The organism is Rhizobium freirei PRF 81, assembly GCF_000359745.1.
In the GTDB taxonomy this organism is placed as follows: domain Bacteria; phylum Pseudomonadota; class Alphaproteobacteria; order Rhizobiales; family Rhizobiaceae; genus Rhizobium; species Rhizobium freirei.
This window is the reverse complement of record NZ_AQHN01000089.1, coordinates 52,900-67,348: the sequence shown is the minus strand read 5'-3', so window position 1 is coordinate 67,348 and position 14,449 is coordinate 52,900. Positions and strand designations below refer to the sequence as shown.

General features: G+C 61.2%; 13 protein-coding genes. 5 read left to right on the top strand and 8 right to left on the bottom strand.

From position 1 onward, the window contains the following. Window positions 1-374: 374 nt before the first annotated feature. The 3 genes from RHSP_RS28095 to RHSP_RS28085 form a co-directional block, all read right to left on the bottom strand. A complete protein-coding gene (locus RHSP_RS28095) occupies window positions 375-1,016 on the bottom strand; it encodes a ThuA domain-containing protein (RefSeq protein WP_037155025.1) in 642 nt (213 codons plus the stop codon). 24 nt (window positions 1,017-1,040) lie between these two features. Continuing rightward, window positions 1,041-2,141 (bottom strand): Gfo/Idh/MocA family protein, encoded by a 1,101-nt coding sequence (locus RHSP_RS28090; protein ID WP_037155023.1) that lies wholly within the window; start codon window positions 2,139-2,141, stop codon window positions 1,041-1,043. Window positions 2,142-2,282: 141 nt separating this feature from the next. Then, window positions 2,283-3,485: an ROK family transcriptional regulator gene (locus RHSP_RS28085; RefSeq protein ID WP_037155021.1), complete on the bottom strand. Its 1,203-nt coding sequence runs from the start codon at window positions 3,483-3,485 to the stop codon at window positions 2,283-2,285. Window positions 3,486-3,705: 220 nt separating this feature from the next. On the opposite strand from RHSP_RS28085, the gene RHSP_RS28080 reads away from it, so the two are divergent. The 4 genes from RHSP_RS28080 to RHSP_RS28065 all read left to right on the top strand — a co-directional run bounded on the left by RHSP_RS28080 (window position 3,706) and on the right by RHSP_RS28065 (window position 7,952). Beyond that, window positions 3,706-5,007: an ABC transporter substrate-binding protein gene (locus RHSP_RS28080; protein WP_004126881.1), complete on the top strand. Its 1,302-nt coding sequence runs from the start codon at window positions 3,706-3,708 to the stop codon at window positions 5,005-5,007. Between the two features lie 72 nt (window positions 5,008-5,079). After that, window positions 5,080-6,018 (top strand): carbohydrate ABC transporter permease, encoded by a 939-nt coding sequence (locus tag RHSP_RS28075; protein ID WP_004126878.1) that lies wholly within the window; start codon window positions 5,080-5,082, stop codon window positions 6,016-6,018. Then, window positions 6,011-6,859, top strand: coding sequence for a carbohydrate ABC transporter permease (locus RHSP_RS28070; RefSeq protein WP_004126875.1), 849 nt, complete (start codon window positions 6,011-6,013; stop codon window positions 6,857-6,859). Before RHSP_RS28075 ends, RHSP_RS28070 begins: the two co-directional genes overlap by 8 nt. 22 nt (window positions 6,860-6,881) lie before the next feature. Further along, window positions 6,882-7,952, top strand: coding sequence for an ABC transporter ATP-binding protein (locus tag RHSP_RS28065; RefSeq protein ID WP_004126872.1), 1,071 nt, complete (start codon window positions 6,882-6,884; stop codon window positions 7,950-7,952). On the opposite strand, the gene RHSP_RS28060 is transcribed toward RHSP_RS28065, so the two are convergent. The 5 genes from RHSP_RS28060 to RHSP_RS28040 all read right to left on the bottom strand — a co-directional run bounded on the left by RHSP_RS28060 (window position 7,949) and on the right by RHSP_RS28040 (window position 13,792). Next, window positions 7,949-8,326: a DUF427 domain-containing protein gene (locus RHSP_RS28060; RefSeq protein WP_037155018.1), complete on the bottom strand. Its 378-nt coding sequence runs from the start codon at window positions 8,324-8,326 to the stop codon at window positions 7,949-7,951. The genes RHSP_RS28065 and RHSP_RS28060 overlap by 4 nt on opposite strands. Window positions 8,327-8,431: 105 nt before the next feature. Further along, window positions 8,432-9,022: a TetR/AcrR family transcriptional regulator gene (locus RHSP_RS28055; protein ID WP_051074165.1), complete on the bottom strand. Its 591-nt coding sequence runs from the start codon at window positions 9,020-9,022 to the stop codon at window positions 8,432-8,434. A 206-nt stretch (window positions 9,023-9,228) separates the two neighbouring features. Then, window positions 9,229-11,064, bottom strand: coding sequence for a M23 family metallopeptidase (locus tag RHSP_RS28050; RefSeq protein WP_004126865.1), 1,836 nt, complete (start codon window positions 11,062-11,064; stop codon window positions 9,229-9,231). A 132-nt stretch (window positions 11,065-11,196) separates the two neighbouring features. After that, on the bottom strand, window positions 11,197-12,555 hold the full coding sequence (locus tag RHSP_RS28045) for an Nramp family divalent metal transporter (protein WP_004126862.1): 1,359 nt from the start codon (window positions 12,553-12,555) through the stop codon (window positions 11,197-11,199). A 487-nt stretch (window positions 12,556-13,042) separates the two neighbouring features. Next, entirely contained in the window at window positions 13,043-13,792 is a 750-nt protein-coding gene (locus RHSP_RS28040; protein WP_004126859.1) for a tryptophan 2,3-dioxygenase family protein, read from the bottom strand. Between the two features lie 150 nt (window positions 13,793-13,942). Here RHSP_RS28040 and RHSP_RS28035 point away from each other — a divergent pair, with 150 nt between their 5' ends. After that, entirely contained in the window at window positions 13,943-14,413 is a 471-nt protein-coding gene (locus tag RHSP_RS28035; protein WP_004126856.1) for an Lrp/AsnC family transcriptional regulator, read from the top strand. The last annotated feature ends 36 nt before the right edge of the window (window positions 14,414-14,449 follow it).

Below are 14,449 nucleotides of genomic sequence, written 5' to 3'. Positions count from 1 at the left end.
GCTATATGGCTGAAGGTCAGGCGCGGCCGGCTTTGCCGCAACTCTATGCCTGGCCCCTCACCCTAGCCCTCTCCCCGCAAGCGGGGCGAGGGGATGACAGCTTAAATTAACTGGCTTCCTTCGAGTAGCAGCATTTTGTTTTGTAGAGCTCCCTCTTCCCGCATGGCGGGGAGAGGGTTGGGGTGAGGGGCCAGGCACAGAGTTGCCGCAAACGTGAACTCACCTGACAATCCTCCATCGAGGAGAGTTACTTCCCATCCCAGGACGGCAATGCGTCCCGCTTCACGTAGCGCCGCTCTTCCGGCGCAAGTTTGTTGCAGGGTGCGTTCTCAAACGAACCATAGGTCGGGTTGGCAACGGCGCCCTCTCAATCCTCATCGTGCGGCCCAGTTGGCGCCGCGGCGGAAGATGGTCTTCATCTGCGGTACGGCGAATTCCTTGGCCTGGTGGCCGAGCGACGAGTAAAAGACGCGGCCCTTGCCGTATTTGCGCTTCCAGGCAACCGGCATGACGACGCCGTCGATCCAATAGGCATGATCGCCAGTAAAGGTGGTGGCGGCCAGCACCTCGTTCGACGGGTCGACATGCATGTAATATTGCTCAGACGTGTAGGGGAAATCGGTGATCCCCTCCATGATCGGGTCGTCCGGGCGCGTGATATTGACCGTGTAGTCGATGATGTTGCCGGGATGGGCGACCCATTGGCCGCCGATGATGAACTGATACTCGACGCTTTCACGGAACGAGTCGCCAGCACCGCCATGATAGCCGGCGATGCCGACGCCGCTTTCGATCGCGGCAGCGAGGTTCTTCACCTCTTCCTTCTCGATCTTCGACATGGTGACGATCGGCACGATCAGGCTGAGATCGTGGATCGAGGGATCGGCGAAGGCCTCGGTGCTGTTTTCGAGGTAGACCTTGAAGCCGTCCTCTTCCAGCATGTCGCGGATGATATGGGCGCATTCCTGCGGTTCGTGGCCGCTCCAGCCACCCCAGACGATAAGTGCTTCACGCATGATATTCCTCCTGAAATTACTTCATTAGCGGCCGATCTGCCCATCCACCAGGGATTCGGACAGAGGGGCAGGACGCTCCGTCTGCGTCGTGATGGTGACCGTGCGTCCGCTGTCGGAAGCCGTCTGGAAGGCTTCCATGACCTCGAGCACGTGCAGCGCGAGGCTGCCATTGGCGCGGTGCGGACGGTTGGAGCGGATGGCATGCGCCATGTCGGCGACGCCGAGCGAGCGGTAGTTGCCGTCGGCATAGGGTGCGGTGATCTCGCGCTCGGCGAATTCGCCGCCCTTCTTCAGGAACTCCACCGGGCCGCCGAAACGGTTCGGATCGGGCACGATCAGCGTGCCCTCGGTGCCGTAGACTTCGAGCGGCACATGCTTGTGGCCGGCGACATCGAAGCTCATGCCGATCTGGACGACGGCACCATTGGCAAAGGCCATGACGCCGGCGACATGCGTCGGCACATGCACGGGGATGTGCTCGCCGTTGCGCGGCTCGCTGGTGATGATGCGCTCCTTGCGCGGCGTGACGGCAAAGCCGGCGACCTGCGAGACGGGGCCGAGCAGGTTGACGAGATCGGTGATGTAATAGGGACCCATATCGAGCATCGGGCCGCCGCCGACTTCGTAATAGAAAGCCGGATTCGGATGCCAGCGCTCATGGCCGGGGCACATGAAGGTGGCGGTGCCGCCGACCGGGATGCCGATCGCGCCTTCGTCAATGATGGCGCGGGCCGTCTGGTGGCCGCCGCCGAGGAAGGTATCGGGTGCCGCGCCGATGCGCAGGCCCTTGGCGGCAGCGGCATCCGAAAGCCTCTTGCCTTCGGCGAAATTGATGCCGAGCGGCTTTTCCGAGTAGGTGTGTTTGCCGGCTTCCAATGCCTGAAGACCGACGGCGACATGCGCCTTCGGGATGGTCAGGTTGACGATGATCTCGATCGAGGGATCGGCAAGCAGGGAGGCGATATCGACCGCCTTCAGGCCGAATTCGGCAGCTTTTGCCTCGGCGAGCTCGCGATTGAGGTCGGCCACGCCTTTGATGTCGAGAATGGGAAAGGATTTCATGGCGGTGAGATAGGCGCCGGAAATGTTCCCGCAGCCGATAATGCCGATGCCGACCTTGTTCATAGACTTCCTCCAGATGACTTGTCTTTGCTGTCCTGGAGCAGTTCAGCGTTTCACGTCGGCGCTGAACCGCTCTATCCTCTTGTTTCGACACAATTCCGGACGGAAAACCGCTGCGCACTTTTCCTCGAATTGCTGTGGGGGTCAGAGCGCCGGCGCCGGTCCCGTCGTTCCCCAAGGCGATTCGTAGAGTTCGCGCAGCGCGACGACCGCGGCGCCCTGCGCCCAGGTCTCGTCGGTCGACTGGTCGAACACCAGTTCGGTCACGCCCTTGATCGATGGCGGGATGGCCAGCGAATAGGCCTCCCGCAGGCTGTCGAGGAAGGGCTGTCCGAGTGCAAGGCTCGATCCCACCAGAATGACGCGCGGCGGGGCAAACAGCGTGACGATATTGGCGAGCGCCATGCCGCAGGCTTCGCCGGCGCGGATGGCCGCGCCGATCAGCGCGTTGTCCTCGGCGTCAATCAGCGTCTTCGCATGGGCCATGCCGCGGCCGAGGCGGATGGCTTCGGCGAAGCGGCCGCTCGGCTGGTCGCCGAGAATGGCGCTCTCACCGGCAAGGCTTGCCAGTCTGACCGTGCCCTGCGGACCGATGCCGAGGACCAGATCGCCGAGATTGTGGCTGAGGCCGCCGGCGCCGCGAAAAAGCTGGCCGCCATGCAGCACACCGAGCCCCAGCGTCTGCTCCAGCGACACCAGCACCATGTCGTCCAGGTCTCTGGCCCGGCCGAACCAGTGATGTGCGAGCGTGATGGCGTGGGCGTCGCTTTCGACGATGGTGGTGACGCCCAGCCGCTCCGACATTTCCTTGGCGAAATCGACGCCGCTTTCGCGGAAGATCGGGCTGGTGCGGACATGGCCGGTGCGATGCTCGACGACGCCGGGCAGGCCGAGGCAGACGGAATCGATCTCGTCCAGCGCGAGATTGGCATCGACGACGCAGCGGCGCACACCATCCTCGATAAGATCGGCAATGACACCGATCGGCTGCCGGTCGACGCGCAGCGCCAGCGTCAGCGTCGAGAGAACCTCGCCGCAGAAGTCCGTGACGACGAAGACCATGCGGTTGGCGGCGATTTTCGCGCCGACGACGCGCGCGGCATCGGGATTAAGCTCCAGCATGACGCGGGGCCGGCCGCGGGTCGCCGCCTCACGCAGGTCGCCTTCGGTGCGGGCCAGGATCAGCCCGTCATCCAGCAACGAGGCTGTGATTGCCGAAACTGTCGTGGTCGACAGCTGGGTGCGTTCGCTGATTTCGATACGTGCGATGGAGCCCGCCCGCCGGATGGTATCCAGCACATTGAAGCGGTTTATCGCCCGCATAAGCTCGGGATCTGCTGTTTTCATGAGATTGGCGCCGAATGATGAACCCGCTCGGCTGCGGCCTGATATTTTTAACGGAATGCGAATTAAATAACCTATGGTCATTGCCCAATGTCAAGCCGTTTTGCGATCAATATGCCAAAAATTTAGCGATGGCGGTTGACATTTCAGCAAAGCTCCGCTGAATTATTCCGCATAAGGGAAAAAATATTGAGGTTCTTGGTTCCCTTGGGAGGAGAAAATCATGATCCATCTACGTGGGGCGAAAGCCCTTCGCATTGCCGCTATTGCCGCGACAAGCGGGCTGGCTCTTCTGGCAGGCGTAACCAGCGCTGCCGCCGAGACCACCGTGAAATGGCTGCATCTCGAAGCCAATCCGGCCTATGTCGCCATCTGGCGCAAGATTGCCGACGAATATCAAGTCAAGCATCCCGGCACGAAGATCGAGATGCAGTTCCTCGCCAACGAGGCCTTCAAGGCCAAGCTGCCGACCCTTCTGCAATCCAAAGACGCTCCGGATCTGTTCTATAGCTGGGGCGGCGGCGTGCTGAAGCAGCAGCAGCAGACCGGCACGTTGCTCGATCTGACCAAGGCAATGGACGCAAAGGATGGTGCCTGGAAGAAGAGCTACAATCAGGCTGCGATCAAGGGCCTGACTTTCGACGGCAAGGTCAGCGCCGTGCCCTATCAGATGGGCACCGTTTCCTTCTTCTACAACAAGGCACTGTTCGCCAAAGCCGGTGTCGATGCCGACGCCATCAAGACCTGGGACGACTATCTGGCCGCGGTCAAGAAGATCAAGGCCGCCGGCATCGTGCCGATCGCAGGCGGCGGCGGCGAGAAGTGGCCGATCCACTTCTACTGGAGCTACCTCGTCATGCGCGACGGCGGCCAGCAGGTCTTCAGCGACGCGAAGAACGGCAAGGGCAAAGGCTTCAACGATCCGGCCGTCATCAAGGCCGGCGAGCAGCTGGCCGAACTCGGCAAACTCGACCCCTTCCAGCCCGGCTATCTCGGCGCCACATGGCCGCAGACGCTTGGTGTCTTCGGCGACGGCAAGGCGGCGATGATCCTAAGCTTTGAGACGACGGTCGCCACGCAGCGCGTCAATTCCGGTGATGGCAAGGGTCTCGCGGACGACAATATCGGCCGCTTCGCCTTCCCGGCCGTGACCGGCGGCGCCGGCGCTCCCACAGATACGCTCGGCGGTCTGAACGGCTGGGCCGTCACGAAGAAGGCCCCGCCTGAGACCCTCGATTTTCTCGCCTATCTGACGAGTGCCGAGAATGAGCGCACGATTGCGCAGGCCGGCTTGATCATCCCCGTCGCCGACGGCGCGCAGGATGGCATCAAGTCGCCGCTGATGCGCGGAGCAGCCGATCAGCTGGCGCATTCGACCTGGCATCAGAACTTCTTCGACCAGGATCTCGGTCCCTCCGTCGGCCGTGTCGTCAACGACATTTCCGTTGGCATCGCCTCTGGCCAGATTTCGCCAAAGGATGGCGCGCAGCAGGTCCAGGACGCCTTCGAGCAGGACCAGCTCTAGCGGCATCCGGCGCCGGCCGCTCCCTTGTGCCGGCGCCGGTTTTTCTTTGAACTGCAATCGTCGAGACCGCCCATGACCGATGTCAGCGCCACGACCGCTATCCGCACCGTCGCAAGAGCAAGGCCTGCTGCAACGCGAAAATCGCCGGCCGCGCGCGGCAGCATGCCTGTTATCCTGCTGTTCCTGCCGCCCGCCGTTCTGCTTTTCACCATCTTCGTCATCCTGCCGATGGGGGAGGCGGCCTGGTACAGCCTTTATCGCTGGAACGGCTACGGCCTGCCGACGGAGTTTGTCGGCCTGCGCAATTTCCAGATTCTCTTCAAGAACGATGCGTTCCTAACGTCGCTGAAGAACAATGCGCTGATCATTCTGGTGTCGATCGCCATCCAGGTGCCGCTTGCCATCTGGCTCGCGACAATGCTGGCAAACCGCATTCGCGGCGTGGTGCTCTTCCGGCTGATCTTCTTTCTGCCCTACGTGCTGGCCGAAGTGGCCGCCGGCCTGATCTGGCGCTTCGTCTATGATGGCGATTACGGCCTATTTGCCGCGATCGCGCATTTCCTCGGCACCGCGACACCTTACGTGCTCGCCGACAAGGATCTGGCCATGTATGCCGTACTCGGCGTGATCGTGTGGAAATATTTCGGCTTTCACATGATGCTGTTCATCGCCGGCATGCAATCGCTCGACAAGAGCGTGCTGGAGGCGGCCGAGATCGATGGCGCCACCGGCTGGCAGAAGTTCCGCTATGTGACGCTGCCGCTGCTCGGCTCGACGCTGCGTCTCTCCGTCTTCTTCGCCGTCGTGGGATCGCTGCAGCTCTTCGACATGATCATGCCGCTCACGGGCGGCGGCCCGTTCAACTCGACCCAGACGATGGTGACCTTCCTCTACAATTTCGGCGTCACCCGCATGCAGGTCGGCCTCGGCAGCGCCGTCGGCGTCGTGCTGTTCGTGATCTGCGTCACCCTCGCCTTCGGCTACAAACGGATATTTATGCGCAATGACTGATATGGCCTCATCCGTTCGACTGACCACCGGCACGAAGATCTATCTCTACGTGTCGGTGACCATCATTGCCGCCATCGTGCTGATCCCGCTTTTGACGACCGCGCTCGGCGGCTTCAAGACGCTCGGCGATCTCCGCACCAATCCCTTCGGCCTGCCGGCGGAATGGCATTTCGAGAATTACACCAGCATCCTGTTCGGCGACCGCTATTGGCGGCAGATGATGAACTCCTTGATCATCGCCGTGCTGACCGTCTTCCTGACGCTGTCGGTCTCGGCCATGGCCGCCTTCGCCTTCGCGCATGTGAAATTCTTCGGCTCGAACTTCCTGCTGAACTATTTCCTCATCGGCCTGATGTTTCCGGCGGCCACCGCCATCCTGCCGCTTTTCATCCGCATCCGCGATCTCGGCCTGCTCAATACCTATTGGGGCGTGGTGCTGCCGCAGGTGGCTTTCGGCCTCGGCATGAGCATCCTGCTCTTTAGAAACTATTTTCGAAACCTTCCGGAAGAATTGTTCCAGGCGGCCTTTGTCGACGGTTGCGGCTATATCCGCTTCTTCTGGCATATCTCGCTGCCGCTCTCGCGGCCGATCATCGCGACCGTCAGCATCATCTCCTTCGTCGGCAGCTGGAACAGCTATATCCTGCCGCTGATCATGCTCAACTCGGATTCGATCTATCCCTGGCCGCTCGGCATGATGGTCTATAGCGGCGAATTCGGCACGGAATGGGAGCTGGTGCTCGCCTTCATCACGCTCACCATCCTGCCCACCATCATCGTCTTCTTCCTGGCGCAGAAGCACATCATTGCCGGCCTCACCGCCGGTGCAGTGAAATCCTGAGCCTTATTGGAGCACAAACAACATGGCATCCGTCGAACTGCACAACATCCACAAGGCCTATGGGGCGCTCACCGTCATCCACGATATCTCGCTTTCGATCGAGGACGGCGAGTTCATCGCGCTTGTCGGACCTTCCGGCTGCGGCAAGTCCACGCTGCTGCGGATGATCGCGGGGCTCGAGGAAATCACCGATGGCGACGTGTCGATCGGCGGCCAGGTGGTCAACGCCATGACGCCGCGCGAGCGCAACATCGCCATGGTCTTCCAGTCCTACGCGCTCTATCCGCATATGACTGTCGCCGAGAATATGGGCTTCAACCTGAAACTCTCGGGCGAGACCAAGCAGGTGATCGAACAGCGGGTCAATGAAGCCGCGCGCATGCTCGATCTCACCAAGCTGCTCGACCGCAAGCCGGCACAGCTTTCCGGCGGTCAGCGCCAGCGCGTCGCCATGGGCCGCGCTATCGTGCGCAATCCGGCCGTATTCCTGTTCGACGAGCCGCTCTCCAACCTCGATGCGAAGCTGCGCGTACAGATGCGTTCCGAAATCAAGGCGCTGCATCAGAAGGTGCAGACCACTTCGATCTACGTGACTCACGACCAGATCGAAGCCATGACGCTTGCCGACCGCATCGTCGTGCTGAATCAGGGCAAGATCGAGCAGGAGGGCACGCCGATCGAGCTTTACCGCAAGCCTGCCAATCTCTTCGTCGCCGGCTTCATCGGCTCGCCGGCCATGAATTTCCTCGATGGCGTTGTCGAGGGCGTCGAAGGCGCCCCCGCCGTCCGGCTGAAGGACAGTACGCCGGTGCGGATTGCAGACGAGCGCAAGGTGAAGGCGGGCCAGAGCGTGAAGATTGGGCTGCGGCCGGAGCATCTGAGCCTTGCCAGCAGCGGCTCGCCGCTTACCGGCCAGACGCTGCTCGTCGAGCCCACAGGTGCACAGACGCATGTGCTGTTTGACCTTGCCGGTGAACAGGTAACGGCCGTGGTCGATGGCGAAGCGCCGGTGCGTTATGGTCAGCCCCTGAACGTCTCCGTCAGCCCCGAGCAGGTCTATGTCTTCGATGCTGCGAGCGGCCTTGCTCTTTAGGTGACGATGTCGATCGCATCGACGCGATCCGGATAGAAGGCCATATAATCCTTGATCTGGCTGACCGAAGGATATGGGCTCTCGTAGGTCCAGATGGCGTTCACCGAGCGCTCGCCGCCGGCGGGGATGCTGTAGTAGGAGCACTCGCCCTTGTAAGGGCAATAGGTCTCGTGACTGCTCCGTTCCAGCAACGACATGTCGATATCCTTGCGCGGGACATAGATGACGACCGGGTAGGATGCTTCCTTGAGAGCCAACGCCTCATGCGTATCGGCAATCACTTTGCCGGCGACCGAAACGGTGACATGCGCATGCTTCTCCTCGATCGTGATGGGATGATCGGGACCGGGGATCCTGACTGGCTTTTCCGACATGATGGCTCCTGTGAGGCATCAGGCAAAGCCGCCGCAGTGGCAGAGGTGCCCGACAATCTACTTCCGAAAAGGGATATAGGAAGCGGGCCGGCGATTGTCAGGGCTTCACCGCAATTCTGTCTTCGGCGCTCCCCAGCGAAGCCCGTCCATCAGCAGCCCCACAAGACGGCGGGCGCGATCGTGCCATTCCGGCGAATTGGGCATGGAATAGGTGCCGGACAGCGCGTGCAGCACATCGGTGCTATCAACATCCGTGCGGATGGAGCCTGCGGCGACCGCCTGTGCGATCAGGCCCGAGAGCGCCACCGGCACCCGGCCATAGCTATCGGCAAAGAGTTTGGAATTACTGTTGAGAAGGATGCGAAGGCTGTCGGCCATGCCGCGTTTCGTGGCGATATATCCGACGAAGCGATGCATCCATTCCTCCAGGGCCTGGTCAGGCGCAAGTTTCGTCGAAAGCTCGCTGGCGGCATCGCAGAGCGCCTCGACTTCGTGGCGATAGACGGCCTCGACCAGATGCTCCCGGCTGGGGAAATGGCGATAGAGCGTCCCGATCCCGACCCCGGCCTGCCGGGCGATATCCTCGAGCGAGGTGACGGTGCCATGGCTGGCAAAGGCTTGCGCAGCAACCTCGATCAGCCTGTCATGGTTGCGGCGCGCATCGGCGCGAGGGCGCCTGCCTTCGTTCGGCACCATACCCTTCTGTTCCGGCAACGGCTTGCCTGCCAACTTGTGCTCCTTGCGGACGCCGCATGAATATGTCGCCTGCCCGTCACATGGCGTGCGGCGACGTCTTCCCTGTAACCATGTACTGCAGGAGTGTTACCGCATTCGGCAGCGAGGCGCCATTGCCGCGCGCATCGATCGGAGATCTGAGGGGTGTGGCTGGCTTTCTGCCGGATTTACCGCGACTGTGCGCCGAAATGGTTGGGGCCGAAACTCGGACCAAGGCTAGGGCTTTGCCCGAAGCTGGCGAAGGGTGGCGGCGGAGCGCTGCGCGCCGCCGGAACATCGAGATAGCTCATGATGTTCTCGACGTGGCTCACCTGCGAGCGCAGGCTGTCGAGCGACTTGCCCGTCAGGTTCGTCCCGGCCGGCAATTGCGCCGTCAGCGGGTTCTCGTAGCGCCCATTGACGCGCAGTTCGTAATAGAGGTGCGGGCCTGTCGAGTAGCCGGTCGAGCCGACATAGGCGATGGTCTGGCCCTGAGTGACGCGCTGGCCGACGCGCAGGTCCGACGGCGTTGCGGAAATATGGGCATAGGTGGTTTCATAGCCGCCATCGTGGCGAATGCGGACATATTTGCCGTAGCCGGTTTCCCAGGAGATCTTCTCGACGACGCCGTCGCCGGCGGCCTGGATCGGGCTGCCCATCGGCGCGCGGAAATCGACGCCGTTGTGGAATTTCTTCACCCCGAGAATGGGATGGACGCGCCAGGCAAAGCCGTCGCCCAGCGTGCCGTTCGGCACCGGACGGTGCACAAGCGATTTCGCGATCGAATGACCGCCCTCGTCGTAGAATTCCGAGGGGCCTTCGCCGCCGTTCTTATGCAGATAGAAACGGTGCGTGTCGCCATCGGCATGGAATTCGATGAACATCAGCTCGCTCTGGCCATCCTCCGCCTTGCGGAAGAGCAGGTCGACGCTGTCGGGCGCGTCTTCGATGTCGGTGAGCGAAATACCCTTGGCCTTTGCCAGCTTGACCAGCTGCGAGGCGCATTCCCTGGTCAACCCGGCCTTTTCGAGCCTGGCGCCGACCGCCGCCTCGTTGCTGTCGTCGACATCCTTCAGATCGACGGCGGCCACTTCCGAAGAAGAAGGCGCGTCGGCCTGGCTTTCGCTATAGAGCGCAGAAAACAGCCGGTCGTTGGCCATGGGCACGAAGCTGTCGGCATCGTCGCGCGCAACGACGCGCTCCGGCGTCTTGTCGCCGCTCAAGCGGGCCATGATCAGCTTCGGGCGAGAGGCGGGGCTCTTCTTCTCCAGCAGCAATTCCAGGCTGTCGCCGGGGGAAACCGTATCGGTTTCGAGCGCGCGCTGCAGCTCGTCGCCGGCGTCGCTGCTGAGGCCGGCGGATGCCAGGATATCCTGAAGATCCTGCTTGTCCTTCGGCATGGATACGAGCCGGCGGAATTCGCGGCCGGGCTCCCCGGTTGTCGCCCTCGAGACGCTGACGTTCAGCGGCACGCCGCGAACGGGGAAGCGCGAGCGACGGACGGCGTCATAATGCGTTGCCTGCGGATAGATGCCGTGGCGGATATCCGACAGCGACGGCGCTGAGAACGAGACCTGCTCGGCGCGTCCGCGGCCATAGGAGGCATTGATGGGGCCGGCACTGCCGGGTGCGCTTTCCGACTCGTCGGATTTAAACACCAGCGTCGTACGGTGATAGGTGAAAATGCGGGTTTCGCCGCTCGAAAGCTTTTCGGCCACCTGCGCAAAGCGCGCGCCGTCGAAATGCTGTTTCGCTGCAAGGCGGGTGCTCTTGGGCATTGCCGGTTGCGACGGCGCCAGCTGGGCTGTGCGCACCGGCACGGCCTGTTCGATCTCGTGACGGGCCAGCAACGGATAGAGCACGGCAGCCAGCAGGCCGAAGGATGCGGTGCCTGCGAGGCCGATGGCGATCAGATGGCGCAGATGCGCGGAACGCGGCAGAAAGGGAATATGAAAATCCTGATGCGGCCGCGCCTGGATCGCAGCTTCCGCAGGAAATTGGATGCGCAATGGACTTTCGGCCATGAAGTGAGGAACCCTGCAGATTGCGGTGGGCCCAAACTAGGGCAAATCATGGCAAAATCTAGGCAAGTATTACGAGTCCGTTAATTGCCGTGATCGTCCACAGGCCCAGATTCGCGCGTTGCAAATGATTCGTCAACTGAAGATGGTGTCGAACAGCAGCTTGAAGTTCAGTACCAGGATGATGGCGGCCACCAGCCAGGAGAGAATGGCAATACTTCTGGAGACGACGAACCTGCCCATTTTGTCTCGATTCGTCACGAATTGGACCAATGGAACAACGGCAAAGGGCAATTGCATGGAGAGGATAACCTGGCTGAGCACGAGCAGGTTGGCGGTGCCTTTTTCACCATAAATTGCAGTCACGAATACAACCGGAATAATTGCAAGACCGCGCGTTAAAAGTCGCCTTGCCCAATGCGGAATCCGCAGGCGAAGGAACCCTTCCATCACAATCTGGCCGGCAAGCGTTGCTGTGACGGTCGAATTGAGGCCCGAGGCGAGCAGCGCGATCGCAAAGAGGGTGGAGGCGATGCCGAGGCCGAGCAGCGGCGAGAGCAGCTGGTATGCCTGGTCGATTTCGGCAACGTCCGCATGGCCGCTGGTGTGGAAGGCTGCGGCTGCGACGATCAGGATCGCGGCGTTGACGAAGAGCGCCAGCATCAGCGCCACGGTGCTGTCGATCGTCGCCCATTTGATGGCATCGCGGCGGCCTTCGTCGTTGCGCTTGTAGGCGCGGGTCTGCACGATCGAGGAATGCAGGTAGAGATTATGCGGCATGACGGTCGCGCCGATAATGCCCATGGCGATGTAAAGCATCTCGTGGTTGGTGACGATTTCGGGCGAGGGGATGAAGCCGTGGAGAATGGCGGCGATCGGCGGTGCGGCGGCGGCGATCTGCACGGCGAAGCAGGTGGCGATGACGATCAGCAGCGCGATCACGAAGGCTTCGAGATAACGGAAGCCCTTGTTCATCAGAAGCAGCAGCAGGAAGGTGTCGAACGCGGTGATCAGCGCGCCGCCGATCAGCGGAATTCCGAAAAGCAGCTGCAGCGCGATCGCTGTGCCGATGACTTCGGCAAGGTCGCAGGCGATGATGGCAAGTTCGCACGCAAACCACAGAGCCAGATTGACGGGCCGCGGATAGTGATCGCGGCAGGCCTGGGCGAGATCGCGGCCGGTGACGATGCCGAGCCGGGCCGATAGCGCCTGCAGCAGGATTGCCATCAGGTTGGACAGCATGATGACGGCGAGAAGCGTGTAGCCGAACTGCGCGCCGCCTGCGAGATCCGTCGCCCAATTGCCGGGATCCATGTAGCCGACGGAGATCATGTAGCCCGGTCCGACAAAGGCGAGCAGGCGCCGTATCCAGCTGCCGGTATGCGGCACTTTCACCGTCGCATTGACTTCGGGAAGGCTCGGGCGGACGCCCTCGTCGGCATTGGCGAATTTCCATGCGCGCTCTTGCGCGGTGGCGTCCTGAACTTGCGTCATGCGGGGCTCCGGGGAGGATCGAATGGTCGTGTTACTAAATAAGTATGCTAGATAACAAATTTATGCAATATGCTATATCTCATAGTTTTTGCACTTCTAACTGCCCAAATGTCACCATTTACAGCCCCTTGGGCTAGGGCAGCCGGTGTTGTTGAGCGGCGAAGCCGGCAATGCCTGGCGATTCGCATCGTGTGGAGGAGAACTGCCGATGCGGCTGCATCGTCTGGAGCGTTTCTTTGCGCATTCCGGACGGAAAACCGCTGCGCACTTTTCCTGGAATTGCTCTGAGGAAAAGATGCTGTCGGCGCATGAAGAAACATCAGTCGACTAGCGACTGATGTTTGAAGGGATGGATTTCGCGAGGGCTTTTGTCGGCGTTTTGTTGCGCCGATGCGAATGCGGATGCGAGGCCCCACCCGGCGCCTGTCCAAGCGGAGGGCTTGCCGCCGCGTTTCAATTGCGGCGGAAGGCGATTTTCCGTCGGCGTCTATTCAGCCGCGTCATGCTTGGAAATGGAATCGCGGACGACGCCATATTGGCTGCTCCAACCATCGGTCATTTCGTGGCGAATATCCCAGAGGTCGGGGAAGAAGCGGTGGCGTGCGCCGGCCTGCAGCAGCTCGACCGGGCGTCCCTTCAGGGATTTCGAGCCGAGCCCGATGGAACGCTGGATCAGATACATATGGTTGGCGCGGAATTTCTGGAACAGCTCGTCATATTCCACCAGGGCTTCGGCAACCACATAGCTGTCGCCGTGATCGTACTTGCCATCATAGATGTCCGCGATCGTCAGGCCGGGCGCATCGAGGTAATTCGCCTTGAAGGCATGCCAGAGATCGGGCGGCATGCGCAGCAGGAACTTGAAGCCGGGCGATTCCTGGCCGCTGCCGTTGCCGAGCTGCAGGCGGATTTGCTGATATTCCTTCGGCGACATGGTTTCCAGAAGATCGAGCTGAGCCGTCATCATGCGCATGATCCGATGCACGCGGCCCATCAGCGTCACGACGCGATGCGTGTTGCGCTCCTCCATGAAGCCGATCACATCGACCAGCGAATAGGCCATCAGCTTCATCCAGAGTTCTTCCACCTGGTGAACGATCTGGAATTGCAATTCGTCTCCGTTGACCATGCCGTTCAACGGCTTCTGACAGGCGAGCAGCTTGTCGCATTGCAGATAGACGCCGTAGTCGAGCATATCAGGCGCCTCGATGCGGGCGTAGTAATCTTCCTTCTGCATCTTCGTTCCCTTTGTTTCGGCTCTCCGCCGCCAAGCATGTTTGCTCTCCATCAAGGATACGAAACTTCTGCCTGAACATTGTTCCTATTTGTCATCCAGAATCGAAGAAATAGAGTACGATTGGTCACTTTGTGCTCTATGGAGAGAACGATGGAATTGGATGCTTTGGATCACAGGATCATCGCCGCTCTAGAGGCCGATGCCCGCATCTCGTTTGCGGCGCTGGCCGATCTGGTCGGGCTCAGCAAGACGCCGTGCTGGAAGCGGGTGAAGGCGCTGGAGGAGGCCGGGGTGATCAGGGGATATCGGACGCTTCTCGATCCGTCGCGGCTAGGCTTCGGTCTGGAGGCTTTCGTGCAGGTATCCATCGATGTCGAGCGCTTCGATGCGTTCGAGGCCGCCGTGCGCCGGCATCCGCTGATCTGGCGCTGCCATGCCACGACGGGCGAGGCCGACTATCTCCTGCATATCCTCGCAACCGACATGGCCGCGCTCGATCGATTGCTGCGTCAGGAGCTCAACCGGCTGCCCGGCGTGCGGCACACCGTGACCTCGATGTCGACGCGGGAGATCAAGTCGGATATTTCGCTGGCGGAGGCGGCGCGGCATGCGGAGGGATAGGAAAGCCCACCGTCCGGTCGCAACGATCCCAATTGC

What these genes read in the sequence shown, in the direction of transcription:
- RHSP_RS28070 (WP_004126875.1), top strand. Translation starts at nt 6,011, where the DNA reads ATGACTGATATGGCCTCATCCGTTCGACTGACCACCGGCACGAAGATC.
- RHSP_RS28090 (WP_037155023.1), bottom strand. Translation starts at nt 2,141, where the DNA reads ATGAACAAGGTCGGCATCGGCATTATCGGCTGCGGGAACATTTCCGGC.
- RHSP_RS28050 (WP_004126865.1), bottom strand. Translation starts at nt 11,064, where the DNA reads ATGGCCGAAAGTCCATTGCGCATCCAATTTCCTGCGGAAGCTGCGATC.
- RHSP_RS28045 (WP_004126862.1), bottom strand. Translation starts at nt 12,555, where the DNA reads ATGACGCAAGTTCAGGACGCCACCGCGCAAGAGCGCGCATGGAAATTC.
- RHSP_RS28095 (WP_037155025.1), bottom strand. Translation starts at nt 1,016, where the DNA reads ATGCGTGAAGCACTTATCGTCTGGGGTGGCTGGAGCGGCCACGAACCG.
- RHSP_RS28040 (WP_004126859.1), bottom strand. Translation starts at nt 13,792, where the DNA reads ATGCAGAAGGAAGATTACTACGCCCGCATCGAGGCGCCTGATATGCTC.
- RHSP_RS28035 (WP_004126856.1), top strand. Translation starts at nt 13,943, where the DNA reads ATGGAATTGGATGCTTTGGATCACAGGATCATCGCCGCTCTAGAGGCC.
- RHSP_RS28085 (WP_037155021.1), bottom strand. Translation starts at nt 3,485, where the DNA reads ATGAAAACAGCAGATCCCGAGCTTATGCGGGCGATAAACCGCTTCAAT.
- RHSP_RS28075 (WP_004126878.1), top strand. Translation starts at nt 5,080, where the DNA reads ATGACCGATGTCAGCGCCACGACCGCTATCCGCACCGTCGCAAGAGCA.
- RHSP_RS28080 (WP_004126881.1), top strand. Translation starts at nt 3,706, where the DNA reads ATGATCCATCTACGTGGGGCGAAAGCCCTTCGCATTGCCGCTATTGCC.
- RHSP_RS28060 (WP_037155018.1), bottom strand. Translation starts at nt 8,326, where the DNA reads ATGTCGGAAAAGCCAGTCAGGATCCCCGGTCCCGATCATCCCATCACG.
- RHSP_RS28055 (WP_051074165.1), bottom strand. Translation starts at nt 9,022, where the DNA reads ATGGTGCCGAACGAAGGCAGGCGCCCTCGCGCCGATGCGCGCCGCAAC.
- RHSP_RS28065 (WP_004126872.1), top strand. Translation starts at nt 6,882, where the DNA reads ATGGCATCCGTCGAACTGCACAACATCCACAAGGCCTATGGGGCGCTC.